This is a genomic window from Paucisalibacillus algeriensis (assembly GCF_000577245.1).
Classification (GTDB): Bacteria; Bacillota; Bacilli; order Bacillales; family Amphibacillaceae; genus Ornithinibacillus.
This window is the reverse complement of sequence record NZ_CBYO010000021.1, coordinates 53182-69165: the sequence shown is the minus strand read 5'-3', so window position 1 is coordinate 69165 and position 15984 is coordinate 53182. Positions and strand designations below refer to the sequence as shown.

15 protein-coding genes are annotated in these 15984 nt (G+C 34.9%); 8 read left to right on the top strand and 7 right to left on the bottom strand.

The genetic code is table 11. The annotated features are described in order from the left end of the window. Positions 1–8 precede the first annotated feature (8 nt). Positions 9–626, bottom strand: a complete 618-nt coding sequence (cysC, locus tag TY11_RS15910; RefSeq protein ID WP_042148415.1) for an adenylyl-sulfate kinase — start codon at positions 624–626, stop codon at positions 9–11. A gap of 297 nt (positions 627–923) precedes the next feature. On the opposite strand from cysC, the gene wecB reads away from it, so the two are divergent. The 7 genes from wecB to TY11_RS15875 are packed head-to-tail and all read left to right on the top strand — an operon-like array spanning position 924 to position 8033. Next, positions 924–2015, top strand: coding sequence for a non-hydrolyzing UDP-N-acetylglucosamine 2-epimerase (gene wecB, locus TY11_RS15905; RefSeq protein WP_042148412.1), 1092 nt, complete (start codon positions 924–926; stop codon positions 2013–2015). Next, positions 2008–2994: a polysaccharide biosynthesis protein gene (locus TY11_RS15900; protein WP_042148409.1), complete on the top strand. Its 987-nt coding sequence runs from the start codon at positions 2008–2010 to the stop codon at positions 2992–2994. The genes wecB and TY11_RS15900 overlap by 8 nt, the downstream gene beginning before the upstream one ends. After that, the gene (locus TY11_RS15895; protein ID WP_042148405.1) at positions 2995–3834 is read left to right on the top strand and encodes a dTDP-4-dehydrorhamnose reductase family protein; all 840 of its coding nucleotides are present in this window, start codon (positions 2995–2997) and stop codon (positions 3832–3834) included. Next, positions 3818–4714: an NAD-dependent epimerase/dehydratase family protein gene (locus TY11_RS15890; protein ID WP_042148403.1), complete on the top strand. Its 897-nt coding sequence runs from the start codon at positions 3818–3820 to the stop codon at positions 4712–4714. Before TY11_RS15895 ends, TY11_RS15890 begins: the two co-directional genes overlap by 17 nt. A 40-nt stretch (positions 4715–4754) precedes the next feature. After that, complete coding sequence (locus TY11_RS15885) at positions 4755–5543, top strand: sulfotransferase family 2 domain-containing protein (protein WP_042148400.1); 789 nt, start codon at positions 4755–4757, stop codon at positions 5541–5543. Between the two features lie 14 nt (positions 5544–5557). Continuing rightward, positions 5558–6295, top strand: a complete 738-nt coding sequence (locus tag TY11_RS15880) for a glycosyltransferase family 2 protein (RefSeq protein ID WP_231495856.1) — start codon at positions 5558–5560, stop codon at positions 6293–6295. Further along, positions 6288–8033: a glycosyltransferase gene (locus TY11_RS15875; RefSeq protein WP_042148397.1), complete on the top strand. Its 1746-nt coding sequence runs from the start codon at positions 6288–6290 to the stop codon at positions 8031–8033. The genes TY11_RS15880 and TY11_RS15875 overlap by 8 nt, the downstream gene beginning before the upstream one ends. A gap of 379 nt (positions 8034–8412) precedes the next feature. Here TY11_RS15875 and TY11_RS15870 read toward each other — a convergent pair whose 3' ends face one another. The 3 genes from TY11_RS15870 to TY11_RS15860 are packed head-to-tail and all read right to left on the bottom strand — an operon-like array spanning position 8413 to position 12212. Further along, complete coding sequence (locus tag TY11_RS15870) at positions 8413–9489, bottom strand: glycosyltransferase family 4 protein (RefSeq protein ID WP_042148393.1); 1077 nt, start codon at positions 9487–9489, stop codon at positions 8413–8415. Between the two features lie 45 nt (positions 9490–9534). Then, positions 9535–10401 (bottom strand): glycosyltransferase family 2 protein, encoded by an 867-nt coding sequence (locus tag TY11_RS15865; RefSeq protein WP_042148390.1) that lies wholly within the window; start codon positions 10399–10401, stop codon positions 9535–9537. An 8-nt stretch (positions 10402–10409) separates the two neighbouring features. After that, entirely contained in the window at positions 10410–12212 is a 1803-nt protein-coding gene (locus TY11_RS15860) for a hypothetical protein (RefSeq protein ID WP_042148389.1), read from the bottom strand. Positions 12213–12498: 286 nt separating this feature from the next. Here TY11_RS15860 and TY11_RS15855 point away from each other — a divergent pair, with 286 nt between their 5' ends. Continuing rightward, positions 12499–13806 carry a hypothetical protein gene (locus TY11_RS15855; protein ID WP_042148386.1) on the top strand — a complete coding sequence of 436 codons (1308 nt, stop codon included), beginning with the start codon at positions 12499–12501 and terminating at the stop codon, positions 13804–13806. Positions 13807–13879: 73 nt separating this feature from the next. Here TY11_RS15855 and TY11_RS15850 read toward each other — a convergent pair whose 3' ends face one another. The 3 genes from TY11_RS15850 to TY11_RS15845 form a co-directional block, all read right to left on the bottom strand. Beyond that, complete coding sequence (locus TY11_RS15850; RefSeq protein WP_052345862.1) at positions 13880–14341, bottom strand: M67 family metallopeptidase; 462 nt, start codon at positions 14339–14341, stop codon at positions 13880–13882. Beyond that, entirely contained in the window at positions 14295–14438 is a 144-nt protein-coding gene (locus TY11_RS20685; protein ID WP_197025106.1) for a hypothetical protein, read from the bottom strand. Before TY11_RS20685 ends, TY11_RS15850 begins: the two co-directional genes overlap by 47 nt. A 182-nt stretch (positions 14439–14620) precedes the next feature. Then, positions 14621–15769, bottom strand: a complete 1149-nt coding sequence (locus TY11_RS15845) for a BMQ_0737 family morphogenetic spore coat protein (protein ID WP_042148383.1) — start codon at positions 15767–15769, stop codon at positions 14621–14623. Positions 15770–15984 lie beyond the last annotated feature (215 nt).

Below are 15984 nucleotides of genomic sequence, written 5' to 3'. Positions count from 1 at the left end.
TCCACCTTTCAAATCTGGTTTAGTCCAACTTTATTAAATAAAAATGAGACTAGCTTTTGTACAGATTGTTCTATTGATAGTTCACTTGTATCTATGGTTATATCAGGGTTTTTTGGTTCTTCGTAAGCTTGGTCGATTCCTGTGAACTTTTTGATTTCTCCTTTTCGGGCTTTATTATAGAGGCCCTTTGGATCACGCTTCTCACATTCCTCAAGGGTACACTTCACATATACCTCAATAAATTCATTAGAATTAAAAATAGCTCTCGCATTTTGTCTATCCTCTTCAAATGGTGAAATTAGTGCCGCTATGACCACCAATCCTGCATCAACCAAAATTTTACCAATTTCTGCTGTTATTCTATTATTTTCTCTTCGGTCCTCAACAGAAAATGATAGATTTTTATTGATGCCTCTTCTAAGATTATCTCCATCCAAAATATAAACACTTATTTCCCTATTAATTAATTCATATTGAAGTCTATCTGCAATCGTAGATTTTCCAGATCCCGATAGACCTGTAAACCATAACATGACACTTTTATGTCCGTGTAATGTTTGTCTGTCTTCTTTTGTAATGGTTGATGGCTGGTAAAAGATATTACCATCACTATTATTGTCTGGCATATATATCATCCTTTATTTTTTGTTAATAGAAAATACCCTAACTATTAGATTATGAAATTACTAATATGAATGAACCATTCCAATTAAGGGTTATATTTTCTCGCGTCCCTATACTGTATGACGATTTATCTTGTTTGTATATTGTAGTTGCCTTATGTGACACCTATTTATTCTAGTTATTTCAATCAATTTATACAGTCTTTTTACGAAAATAAAAGATTTGCCTAAACCATTAAAACCATTGGAGCATAAGGTATGTAACATAATGACACTAAAAAATGATTAGGAGCTTTGTTTATGAAAATAATGACAATTCTAGGAACTAGACCGGAAATCATAAGGTTAAGCATCATTATTAAAAAACTAGATAAACTTGCTGATAAGCATATACTCGTTCATACTGGTCAAAACTTCACCGAGAGTTTAAGTGATTTGTTTTTCAAGGAGTTAAAATTACGCAAACCGGATTTTATAATTCTTAACGAACAGCATACGTTAGGAGAGCAATTATCAGCTATCTATATAGGGTTAGAGAAAATTCTTTTGAAAGAGAAACCCGATAAAGTTCTTGTCTTAGGTGATACAAACAGCGGGTTAAGTTCCATTCTAGTAGAACGGATGGGTATTCCTGTCATTCATATGGAAGCTGGCAATAGATGCTTTGATTTAGAGGTACCTGAAGAAAAAAACCGAAAAGTTATTGATGCAATATCCAGCTTTAATCTCCCATATACACCCCAAAGTAAAGAAAATCTATTAAAGGAAGGTATAGCCAGTCATCGAATTATTATTTCTGGAAATCCCATCAATGAGATTCTGCAATATTATCATGAAGAAATTGAAAATAGCAGCATTCTTGAACAATTAGGTCTTAAAAAAGAAGATTATTTCTTATTAACTGTACACCGTGCAGAAAATGTAGATCATGAATCAAGACTGAAGGAAATTATGAAAGGTATCAATAAGATAGCTGAAACCTACCAGAAACGAATTATATGTAGTATCCACCCAAGAACCAGGTCGCGTATTGACCAGTCATCGTTTATGAAAATGCATCCAAAAGTTGAATTCTACGAACCATTTGGTTTTTTTGATTTTGTAAAACTTGAAAAAAATGCATTATGTGTCTTAACAGACAGCGGAACAGTTCAAGAAGAATGTTGTTTATTTCATGTACCTGCTGTTACTATTCGAAAGACTACTGAACGTCCTGAAACGGTAGAATGCGGAAGTAATGTTGTATCAGGTATTCATGCTAAAAGAATGCTAGATTGTGTAGATGTCATGCTTAATATGCCAACTACTTGGGAAATACCAGAGGGTTATCAATACAATAATGTTTCAGATCGAGTAATTAAAGTGATATTCGGAGGAATGGAATATGTTTAAAAATAAAATTATTTTAGTTACAGGTGGAACCGGTTCTTGGGGATATGAATTAGTGAGGCAATTGCTTGAATACAGTCCAAAAGAAATTAGAATTTTTTCTCGAAATGAATCGAATCAATTTACAATGAAGCAGGAGTTTGATAGTAATCCATTATTGAATTTCATTATCGGTGACATAAGAGAAAAAGAAGAATTAATAGATGCTAGTCAAGGTGTTGATTATGTTTTCCACTTAGCTGCACTAAAGCATGTGCCGGTATGCGAAAATCAGCCACTGGAAGCGTTGAAAACAAATGTCAATGGAACTCAGAATGTCATTGATGCGGCTATCGCATGTAACGTAAATACGGTCGTATATATATCAACTGACAAGGCATCAAACCCATCTAATTTTTACGGATTGTCAAAAGCAATGGGTGAAAGACTGATTATTCACGCCAATACGTTAGCTACGAAAACAAGGTTTGTTTGTATCCGCGGAGGAAATGTATTGGGGACTAACGGTAGCGTTATTCATGTATTTAAAAAACAAATCCAAGATAAAGGGAAAATTGGTATAACAGATATTAATATGACGCGATTCTTTTTAACGCTAGAAGAAGCTATTAAACTAGTATTTAAAGCTACACGCGAAAGTGTAGGTGGGGAAATTTTTGTCATGAAGATGCCAGCCTGCAAAATAATTGATTTAGCAAAAGTTCTAATTGAGGATGCAGGGAAGGAACAAGTCGATATTGAAATACTAGGTGTTCGTCCAGGTGAAAAAATCCATGAACTGCTGCTTTCAGAATATGAAAGCAAAAATACGATTGCCTATGATGAAGAGTATTTTGTTATATTGCCATCCATTGACATTAAAGGAATAAGTGAAAAATATGCAAATTATAAACCTTCTAATCTTCATAACTATAATTCCAGCAAGGAATTGATGAGCAGAGAAGAAATTAGAACGATGCTTATGAAAGGTAGGTTCCTATAAATGAAGCTTCTGATTTTGGGCGGAAAAGGAATGGCAGGGCACATACTGGTTTCATATTTTCAAAGAAAGCCAGAATACACGGTTTACTATACATCTAGGAATCCAAAGGATCAGGATGCAATTTATTTAGATGTAACCAATCAAGCAAAGCTAGAAGAAACGATAGAAGGGTTAGAGCCTGATATCATCATCAATTGTATTGGGCTACTTAACCAAAAGGCAGAGGATAATCCACAATTAGCTTTCCAAATTAATAGCATTCTACCTCATCAGCTAGCAAAACTAGCAGAAAGGCACAACGGTAAGTTGATTCACATCAGTACTGATTGTGTATTTTCCGGTAAAAAAGGAAGTTATACCGAAAATGCCCCCCCTGATGGTACCTCTGTTTACTCCCAAACAAAAAAGGCGGGTGAGGTAATTGATGATAAACATTTAACCATCCGAACCTCCATCATTGGTCCCGAGTTAAAAGAAGACGGAATAGGCTTATTCTTATGGTTTATGAGGCAAAAAGGTCAAATTTATGGTTACGAAAGAGTTTATTGGAATGGAGTTACAACCCTTGAACTAGCGAAGGCAGTTGAGAGTCTTATGAAAGCAGAGGTTACAGGTCTTTACCATTTAGGAATGGAGGAAAAAATCTCAAAGCTCGATTTATTAAAGCTCATTCAGATTATCTTCAAAAAGGAAGATGTTGAAATCACCCCTCATTCCCAAATTGTTTTGGATCGAACGATAAAGAATACTAGAAAAGATTTTGTTCATCACCTCCCTAATTACGAAAGTATGTTATTGGAACTTAAAGAATGGATGAATGATAATGAAGAGCCGTCCTAAGCTTTTAATTACTGGAGCTGCAGGTTTTACAGGAAGGCATGCCTGCCAGTACTTCGAGAAAAGTGGCTATGAGGTAATTGGAGTTGTAAGGTCCCTTGCTGATGATCTTGATATTGGTTCAACCATTCCTTGCAATTTGGTAAAAAAAGAAGAAGTGGATGATGTAGTCAAGCAATTGAAGCCAGATTATGTACTTCATTTAGCCGCAAAAAATCACGTAGGCACTTCCTGGAAAGAACCAATCCAAACAGTCGAAACCAACGCACTATCAACCTTATATTTAGTTGAAGCAATACGACACGCAAATCCAGACTGTAAAATGATTACTGTAGGATCAGTATTACAATATAACCCACAAGATATTGACACCCTAACTCACCCCTATAGTCTCAGTAAAACACTTCAAAGTATCATCGCTCAAGCGTGGGAATCCCTTTACAAAGTGAATATTATAATAGCTAAACCTTCAAACCTTATTGGACCAGGAATATCAAACGGGATTTGTTCCATTCTAGCTAAAAAAGTGGCTGGAATGGAACAAATGAAAGAAGAGAGCATAATAGAAGTCTCTAATTTAAATGCAAGAAGGGACTATCTAGATGTCAGAGATGCTGTGAGGGGATATGATTTTCTTTTTCGATTCGGAAAAAGTGGGGAAGAATATGAAATTGCTTCAGGCGTTACCCTTTCCTTAGAGGACGTTATTCAATTTCTCAGCCAACTTTCAAAAGTTGAATTTACAGTGCGTGCACAAAGTAATAAAGCGAGCGATGTTTTCAAAGGTAACCCTGAAAAAATTTCCCAACTTGGTTGGAGCCCTCAAATATCGTTTAATCAATCATTATCAGATATTCTTAACTTTTACCGTAAATTAAGTTGAGAAGACATTAAAAATAATTAGTAAATAGGAGCTGGGGTAATTGAACAAAGAAGTATTACTAAAGAATATAATAAAAACCAGGTTGCCTAATTACCATAAAGACTTTCCGATTATTCTCTATTGGAGTCAGAAAAGTGGATGTACGACTTTATTAAAATGGTTTTTTGAACAGTTAGGATTACTGGAAGAAGCAATGAAATTTAACCCATGGATACATTACTATGAATCTCAGGTTTATAAGAAGGATCCCTATTCAAAAGAGCTTACTGAACATATTCTCTCTGGTCAAAAGGATTCCTACAAACTTGTTCGTGATCCCTATAAAAGGGCTGTCAGCCAATTTCTAATCCTTCCCACAACAAAAGGCGTACCTAACTGGGAAAGGGAATGGGAGCAAATTCGGGAGTTTTTCTATGGTGATAAGGCCAGCAGTAAAGGAATTTCATTCAAACAATTTTTGATTTATGTCAGAGATTACCCAGGAGTAATTGATGATCACTTCAATCCCCAATATCTAGATGGTGAAGAGAATTTTGTTCAGAATTATATTTATCTAGAACAATTGTCAACTCAAATCAAACAAATAGAAAGAAAATATGATTTGAAAACTTTGGATATCTCTCAATTGTCCAAATCCTCCCATCACTATTCTGAGAAGATGAAACTACAAGGGAACTTTGCAAACTTTGCAGTCGTCATCGACACATTCGACAAATATAAACAGATTCCAACTTATGAGAGCTTCTATAATGAGGAAACCCTATCTTTAGTTAACAGTATTTATAAAAAGGATTTTGAGATATACGGATATAAGATGAATAGTTTGTGAAAGGAGTTTTGGAATTGAAAAATAATAGTCCTCTGGTTACCGTCATGATTCCCTTTTATAACTGTGCCTTTATCAGCCAAGCAATAAACAGCGTTCTACGACAAACCTATAAGCAGATAGAAATTATTCTAGTAAATGATGGGTCTACAGAAGAATATAAAAATCTATTAGATCCTTATCTTTCAAAAATAACTTATATAGAACAATCAAACCAAGGGGTTGCATCAGCTTTAAACCAAGGCTTAAAACATGCAAATGGTGATTTTGTTGCCTGGCTTAGTTCAGATGATCTTTTTGATGATCGAAAAATTGAAGTACAACTCGAGTACATGCTTGAAAATCAACTTGAAATATGTTTTACCAATTTTAATCACATTAACGAAAATGGTCTAATTACCAATTATAATGTAGGAAAAGTGTTTGCTAATCCACTAGAAATTGTGGAAACGATGAAAAGCTTTTGTCCAATCAATGGGTGTACCGTGATGATGTCCAGAAAAGTTTGGGAAAGCGTAGGAGATTTTGATATAACACTTAAGTTTGTACAAGATTATGATTATTGGATTAGGACTTCATGCCATTTTCCCATTCATTACCTACATTCGACATTGACCAATTATAGAGTTCACAGGAATATGGGAACAAAAATTCATTACAAAGAACAGATGAAAGAATTCTATCATGTAAGAGATAAATATAGCAAAGAACTAGATTTATTAATTTCAAAGTTGAGGAGAGAGGCTGATGTTTAATCATCCTTTTACTTTTAAAGGGGAGGAGTACATTTCATTTTACCGAATCGGCAAAGAATGTAAGAACAACTTTTCCTACCAATGCATCATTTTGCCGGAGCCTACAATAGAAAAGGATACGTTCTCCTTTCTAATTGCACCAGAATTTGTTGAAGAAGGCTCCTCTGGCGCTGGGATAGTCATGAATGGCCATGAAATTAGGATTATCGAGTACGACGGAATAGAATATCATACTATATTAGTAGCTCATGTTGATGTCTCAACTTGGGTTGATTTGGTCCTCGTGTACACAAATAAAAAACCATTATTATATATTAATGGTAGGCTTATAGCAGAAGGTAATCCAAGTCCATTTCAGAATGTGTATCCTTCTGGAATGATAGGAGGTAATGAAAAAGGGGAAACCTTTCGTGGTAAAGTCCGGTCCATTAAATTATGGAATGAAGGTCTAACTCATAATCAGATTCTTCATTTAGAAGAGGATAGTCAAGGATATGACGGAAAGGTAGTATGGGGCAAAAATTTTTTAAATGGAGGAACATACAAAAAAGGCAATATCTTTTCTCCAAAAGTTACCATTATTATGCCAACCTACAATAAATATGAGGAAATACTATTAACCCTTTATTCCCTAGAGAGTCAGACTTTTCATAAAAACAATTTCGAGGTTATTATTTGTGATGATGGTTCAGGGGATAACACATTCAATATGGTTAAGGAACATCCTTTTTCCTTTTCGTTAACCTATATACGGTCAAATGTAAATATAGGCCGGCCAAATATGAGGAATTTAGGACTTAAGGTAGCTACCGGGGAAGTAATAATATTTCTGGATGCTGAAATCTTGGTCAAACCGGACTTTATTGACCACCATTATCGTGCTCATCTGCAGAATGACCGATTAGTTGTTAGCGGCAGTTTAGTACTACATGGAGTCTATACAAAGTTTCATCCTGGTTTTAATCAGGTTCAAATGAAACTTCTCGTACAGATACTCCGAAACAATCAACATAACCGTTATAACCTTCAAGAGATTATAAAAGGTAACAAAACTTTCACGTTTTTAACGAAAGAAAATGTGTTAGATCAATCCTATACCCATTATTCATTTGAAAAGCCATTTGTCCAAATCTATCGAGATAATTTATTTAAATACTACGGGAATGACCTAAAAGGATTTCACTTTCCGTGGATTCTCTTTTGTACTGGGAACGTTTCGGTCAGAGCTACAGGTTTTCAGGAAGTCGGGTTATTTGAAGAGTTCCCGGGCTATGGATGGGATGATAATGAAATGGGGTACCGATTCTATAAAAAAGGGTATTCGTTCCTAAATCATAAAGATTTAATTAGCTTTCACCAAGAACATCCTGTGGCAACATCGAATTCTATCGATGCGGTAAGAAACTTTGTAAGAATGTTTAATAAATATCAAGAAATTGAAATGAGAATATTTGCTTTAAATTTTGTAGGAATTGAATTATATCCGTTAAACAATCTACTAAACTCCTTTCTAACATTAGAAGAAAAATACCCAAGTAAATTTCAAAACTTTAAAGAACTTTATTCTTATATGCAGGAGTCTATAGCGAAAAAACTATGGACAGGAGAAGAAAAGAAGAATCTTGCTGAAGGCAGTCCCATTAATCTAGCACTTGCAGAAAAAGAATCCGAAACGCTTTTACAGATAGAGGAATTTAGGGCATTAGCTGAAAATTTTAAGTATCTAATAGGATTGTAAGAGATTGTCCGATTTGCTATTATTTTCTCGGTTGATCGGAACTATCGGTAACAAGACATTTATGGTTGAGCAACATACCCGTTACGGAAATACACCCCGTTTTCACTTCCAGCCAGGGGCGATATCTGCTCGAAAATACCTCCCAGTATCTACCTTTCCGTGGGCACGGCCTCAGCCTCCCGCGGAAAGCGGAGTATTCTGCCGAAGCTGTATCCTAGCACTCCATTCGTTATGAAAGGGGTATTTGGCAGTAGTTACAGCACACTTTCTATCAATTATGTAATTAAAATCATTCTTTTATAAAAACAGCCAAAAGAGTAAAAGCAACGTTGATTGAAGATTAGAAATCAACGCTGCTTTTAACTACTTTTCGTGCTACTTACGATTGTTTAGTTAAAACACTCATCATCTTCCTAAATTCCGAACCATAAGTATCCATACTAAATTCCTTCCTTACATGAAGGACTGCTTCTGTACGGATATGATTTCTTAAATTGTTATTGGACATTAATTCCTCTGCTTCTATAAATGCCTCTGAAATATTTCCAAGATTATAATACTTACCGGTTAGGTTATGAATAATGGAATTACTAACACCATCTGATTTAGTTGACAAGACTGGGCATTTACAGCTCATGGCTTCAACAATGGCATAGCCAAAGCCCTCCGTAATTGAGGTGGAACATAAGAAACCTCCTGAGTCTCCAACAATGGAAAAAAACTTGGGCATTTCTTCATGGGGGATATTGGAGAGAAGATTGATGTTATTTTCTAAGTTAAGTGTTTTTAAAACCTTATAGAATTTTTCTCTTTCTTGAGGCAAAGACAAAGTTGGGTCCTCAAAGAGATATAATTGAATATTAGGATTGTATTCATGAATTAGCTTATGTCCAATTTGCAAAAATTCATGCCAATTTTTATTTTCTTCAATCCTGCCGATCCAAGCTATTATAGGGTTTTTGCCTGACTTTTCATATCGATAACCAAAATGTTCTGTGTCTATACAATTATTCATGACAAATAGTGGAGGTAAGTCTGGAATGGTTTTAAGAATAGAGAGGATATGTGGTGTTTTCGAGACTAATATGGCATCTGCGTTTTTAGAAATGAATGATGATATCTTTGGTAGCTCGATTTTGGCGGTTTCCTCTTTCCCTAGACCCTGAATTTCATAAATTAATACACCATTGTAGCCTAAGTTTCTAAATCTTGAAAGTCCCTGAAAATCAGATGTTATAACAATAGCAGTATAATTTCCATCCCGGATTATATGTTGAATTTCACTGTCAATATTTGTTATAAAGATGCGTCCTTCATGGTGATTGACTAAATCTCGCTTTTTTTGATAATACAAAAAGTCACAATTAATTCCTCTGTTTTTTAATGCAATTGCTCGTTGCCGGTTTAACGTTTCTACTCCCCCGCTTGGGAGATAATAGACAAATAAAATATTCATGCCATTTCCTCCTGAATCCTGAGCTTATTTCATGAAGCACCATTATCAAAAATCAATCCCAAACTTTTTAAAATACCAGTCATCTGATCTTTTTCGTCTCTTGAAATAATCTCTTCTTTGTTCTAATGCACCATTTTCTAACACACGTCTTTCAATATCTCTAACTTTAGAATTAATAATTAACCTTTTACACTTTTGGATTCTTTTCAAATCAAAGTGGGAATAGGCTAATTTAAGGATATTGTGGTAGAAGTCATCGTATTGAACCTTATAGGGGTGCTGCTTTCTGAATAAATGAAGTACCTTGACAGTTGGTACAACATGACATCGATAACCAAATAACCATAATTTAATGGAGAATTCTACATCTTCATGCCCCCATGTTTCAAAGCCCTTTTCAAATCCACCAACTTTCTCGAACACTTTCTTGCTAACTGCCAAACAAGCACCAGGCAAGATGGCAACTTCACTGACCTCATCTTTTATGGTGTTCCATTTAATACTAAGGTTTGGGTTAAGGGTTTGCCCAAAACCAAAGAATTGGTCATTATCAAATGCCCCGATAGTAGGAGAAACAGCATCAGTTTTGCCAGCTAGTAGTGGTTCCAAAAGATGATCAAGCCACCAGTCTTGGAATATAAGATGTGCATCGCAAAAAATAAGGTAGTCTCCCAAAGCATTGGAGGCACCTAAATTTCGTGCATTCGCTGCACCGATTCCTTCTGTTTGAATGAGAGTTATATCATTATTTTTATTGTAATTTGCTAAAAAGTCACAGCACTGATCTTCTGAGGCATCATTGATAACAATGACTTCAAGAGAATAGTTAGTTTTTTGGGCAAACAGGGAATCCAACGTATTTTTAAGGTTTTGCCCCTCATTTTTTACGGGGAAAATGATGGAAACCTTCACGAGATAATTTACCTCCTTAGATTTTTAAATGGGTCAACTGTTGTACCACCGGGAAAAGGATGGTTTATATTTGGAATATCACCGGTTTTTGTATGATAGTGAGGTATTAATAAAGAAGGAGGTTTGTTTGCATGAATGTTTTTAAAAGTGGATGCCTCAGTATTTGAGGTTAATTTTTGCCATTTATTAGTTGGATTTGGATGTTCTTTATTTAAATGATGACTTTGTATATTTTCTTGAACCTTAATATTATTTTGTTTTTGTTTAATTAAATCGTAAGGAAATTGAAATTTTGGAACTTCATTAGCATCTTTTTTAGATGGATTGTTTTTTGGATTGGTATTTTTAAACGATACTTCTAATTGTTTATTCATATTTTCATGTTCTTTCAACTTCAAATTAAGTTGCTCAGCCTCTTTCGATAGCTTGATTTTTTCCTGTTTATACTCCTCTAGCTGACGTTGTGTGTTCTCTATGACAGCTTTTAATTCACCTACCTGTTTCCTAACCGATTCGCTCTTTTCAATCCTTTCTTGATTTAATTGTTCCACTTCCTTTTTATAATTCTCTTTTTCATTAATTAATTTTTTTATTTTTTGATTAAAATGATGTTCCTTTTCCTTGAAACGATCAGCGGTACCTCGTAATAGTTGGAGTTCTTGCTTATAAGATTCCTCTTTCTCATTTAGGACTGCTTTTAGGTCGGTAATTTCTTGAGTAAGCAGATTTTCCTTTTTCCTAAAGCGATTAGCCTCATCTCGTAATAGTTGGAGTTCTTGCTTATAAGATTCCTTCTTCTCATGTAGGACTGCTTTTAGATCGGTAATTTCTTGGGTAAGCAGATTTTCCTTTTTCTTAAATCGATTAGCCTCATCACGTAATAGTTGGAGTTCTTGCTTATAAGATTCCTCTTTCTCATTTAGGACTGCTTTTAGGTCGGTAATTTCTTGAGTAAGACCGTGTTCCTTTTCCTTAAATTGGTTAGCCTTATCTCGTAATAGTTGGAGTTCTTGTATATTAGAACCCTCTTTCTCATTTAGGGTTACTTTTAGATTGGTGATTTCTGTGATAAGCCGGTTTTCCTTTTCCTTAAAGCGATTAGCCTTATCTTGTAATTGTTGAAGTTCTTGCTCATAAGACCCCTCTTTCTCGTTCAGGATTGATTTTAGATTGGTAATTTCTTGAGTAAGCAGGTGTTCCTTTTCCTTAAAGCGATTTGCCTTATCACGTAACAGTTGAAGTTCTTGTTCGTAAGATTTCTCTTTCTCATTCGGGATTGCTTGAAGACGGGAAATCTCTTGAGTAAGCTGCTGCTCTTTCTCTTTAAAGCGGTCAACAGATTCATGTAACTGTTGGAGTTCCTGTTTGTAGAACTTTTCCTTTTCCTGAAATTGCTCCAATTCCTGTTGGAAAGCTTGCTCTTTTTCTATTAAAAGGGATTTTAGACTTTCTATTTCTTGGTTAGGTTTTTCTGCCTTTTCATTACGACGTTTATGAGGTTTGCTTTCCAGTTTTTCATATAATTGTTGTATTTTTGATTGATTTCTTTCAATCTTCTTCAATCTTCTTCGTTGTAACTCATTTTCCAATACTAGACTTGCATTGGATTCTTCTAGTTTTGATATGATATTTGATTTATTCCGAAGTCTTTTCTCAATTTGAATATTCTTATTACTGATTTCGTTGATCTTGTCATATTCCTTCTTATATCTTTCTGTTTCTCTTTTAAAATTTTCTACCTCAGCTTTTAAATTGCTAATCATTTGCTCCATTTGATCAGAAGTGAGATTACCATTATTATCATGTTTCATAGCTTAATCAGCTCCATTATTCTAACATTTATATTTCCTAACATTTAAATCACATCCTTTAATATTATTAATATGATAATAATACAAATATGCCATGCCATTTGCCCAAGCCCTTAGATATTTTATGAATGTAGTATCCTTCTTAAAATATGCTTATATATGCTAAACGGTGACGGCTGCCTGTGTCCAGAAAAGACCCGTGATTTATTAACATTTGGAGATACCTTATCATAAAATGATTATGTTTAAGATAAAGTATTTATCATATTCATTGGAGGTGAAAAGAATGGAACTTTATCTAGGAGAAAGTAGAATATGTTCCATACCTGAAGAAGCAATTCCGGTTTTTTATTATTGTTTTCTTGAGTTAGGCTATCAAATAGAAATGAATAGGACGGATGGAAGGATTAACTTACTTCCTGGTTTATATAATAAGAGCATTCTATTAATAAAAGATCAATCATTACAAAATACGTTACGCAGGGAAGAATTTGAGGATCAACTGCTTCGATATATCGGAAAAAGCTTAATGAGTTGTGGTGTTCACTTAGCTGATTCGGAATATAACAAACCTGAACAGGCTGATCTCACTCTTTCCGTTACCGCCAGTCAAATACAGTATATAAATCAGCCTATATTGGAAATCTACTATTATAAAGGGGACGTAGACGCTGAATGGATTAAAAATATAAAGGTAGAATGCCAGAAGTTGAATATAAAGTTTAATATAAACAAGATAGATAATACTAAAGACTATCAAACCGTGAAGGTACATGTTATGTATCCAGAAGCTATGAAGGAAACCTTTTGGGAAAACATAGGTGAAAATGTAGCATTTATCCTCTCGATTGGCTTAATTAGTAAGCTTCAGAAGAGTTATCATTTAACACCATTATCTATTTTTCCGTTTGAAGTATATTTGAAAGGATTAAGACAATCAGACAACCGCCATATAGGAGAGTTAGATAAACAAACAAATCTAGTAGAGGACGAAATAGAAAACATAGATTATGAAACTGAAAACGAAGAAAAAGAAATTGATCAATCAAATAATATAATTGACACCTCTGCTGATGAGTCATCATCTCAGCGTGAAATAGCTATTAGACAAGAGAATCGCTTAAATGCTGAGGCATTCTTTGACTATCATATATTGATAGACCAATCAAATAGTAAAAGTCCTAAAATATTTGGAAACTTAACTATTAAAAATACTGGATTAGAATCTTTAAAAAACCCTATTATATGTTTTCGAATGACCCCTGCAGGGAGCGTTGGTATTATTAGTCAAATTCTGCAACCTAATACCATACAAACACAAGGAATTCAAACAGCAGATGGACCAAAAGGTTGGCGTTATATGAACGAGAATTGGCAACATGAAGCGGATGAAAAAGGTGAAATTTGGGTTTGCCCCGTCCATGAAATTTATACCGACCCTGGCGATAATATTCAATTGCCAAATATCCAATTTACTGTAAAGAGTCTTGAGGAAGACAAAAATATTAAAGTTGAAGCCTTCATTTTCTATGCTGAGCATGGCCTGGAGATACCAGCAAATAATAAGATATCGTTATTATTAAATAGAGGTTAGGTAGTTCAGATTAATATATCTAAGTCCGGGGTACAGAAATGATCTTCTACATACCCCGGAAAGTATTTTATTGCTATTTCAGTTTGATAATTAGAGAGTTTACCTGATTTTGTACCATCTGATAAGCTTTAATATCCGGAACTTTATGTTGTAAGGAAACAATTACATGGCTTAACTCGGGGTAATTGTTATATTGAATATCTCCTCTAGAGGGAATAGCAGGTGCAGTAGGATGTGAATGGTAAATAGCCAAAACAATTTCATTCTTTTTCTTGATCGAATTGAATACATTGTTAATTTCGTTCCTCGACATGGAAAAGGAGACCGCACTCTGATCTATATTTCTCATAGGCCACACGGTGCAAATTATACCGTCCCTTCCGGATAATATACCACAAGCCTCTAAAGGAGATTCCTTCCTACAATGGTAGATTATTTGATTGTAAACCTGATTTGTTAAAAAAATAGTGTTTTGCCTTATAAAGATATTAGCTGCTTTTTCCGCAACAACCTTTTTTAATGGGAGATTGAACATTGACTTTAGCGGGTTTTACTCTTGGACTTTTATGCGGTTTAATTTTGGACATTCCTAATTTTTTTCTTACTTTTTTTGTTAACTTACTATTACTCATCTTTAACCATCTCCTTTTATCCATTTCGCCTTCAAGTGTCTTGGATTATAATACAATTTACAATGAATATTCTTTTAATTCATCAATAGACTCGCAATCTATTTCTTTCAAATAAAAACCAGGAAGAAGAAAGCACTTTTCCTGGTATGACATAAATTAATCATGGAGACACTATCTTCTATTTAAAAGCTGTTACAAGGTTCAACGTCTACTTCAAGCCCTAAATACGTAGCCTCATTTAGAGCAATTGTAACGATAGCTGTTGCACTTGTAATCGTTAAAGTCACACTGTCACCAACAGGGTCTGAATCTGTCATTCTAAGAGTAAATGTTGCGTTTTCACTCACTCCCCTTGAAGGTGAGAATATTCCGTTTCCTGTTATGGTTAGTCCGTTAGTTCCTACAGGTGTTGGCTGATTAAATTCTGTAGCTCTAAATGTAAAGCTTTGATCTCGTTCATCATCAATTGTGCCTGTTGGTGTTGGACCTGGTGTATCAAGGAATTCAACTACGATATTGCTTTCGGTAAGTCTACATTCATCCCCAATCAATGCCGTGAAATTAAGTTCTCCAGTTGGAGTTGTTGTAAACACCTGTCTTGCTGCTACGCCACCTGCTGCATCTGCGCCTTCGATATAGCTAATGGTAGCCGTTCCGGTATATTCGGCAGCACCTTGAACGACAGTTGTTGGAGCTGGGAAGAATGTTGGACACTGAGGTGGAAATGATGGATAAGGACAATCAACTTCTTGTTCTTCAATTGGAATAATTTCACGAGAACCACAAAATCTAGCTTGAACTTCTAATGCAACGTCTGCCTCTACACGAACTGATGGGCAAAGAACAACATCGAGTACAACAACATTTCCTAACATTTGATTCAACAACACATTACATTGTACTTGATAGATGTAGCAGTTGATTTCTGTACCCTCAGGGAAGCATAGAATGACATCCTCTACATAGTTAACAGGAGTTACAAAACTACATCCTGGTAAAGTAGCCCCATTACATAAGAATTCTACCCTAACTTGAACTTGAAATGCTAAAGTCACAATCTGTGCTCCGGGTACTCCAATATCAGTAGGTACCGCTCCAACTAAATCACAACTCCTACTATCTAACACTTCTGAACAAGAAGCGGTAACGGTATTCCCCTCTGCGCGGCAGGCTTCAATTTGTTCTAGGCATTCTGGTGGAATAGTGACATTTGTTCTTTCGCGATTGGTTAATGTGACCCAGTCGTAAATTTTGGTTACACTTATACATTCAGGACCAACCGGATTAGGGTCGACTTGTTGACCTCTGATTGTTTTAATGTTTCTTGACATAAAACACCTTTCCTTTCTTAAAGTTCTAGTATTTAAATTCCATAACATCATATGAGGTGGTTATATTAATGGCTACAAATATACTAATAAATAGGCTTAATACAGGCTATTACCACAAGGTGAATAAAAGAGTTACTAGTAAACACCTAAAATTAGATTAGTACTAAAAAATGGTCAAAAAACATCATCATCCCATAACGCGGGAGCTGGATTGG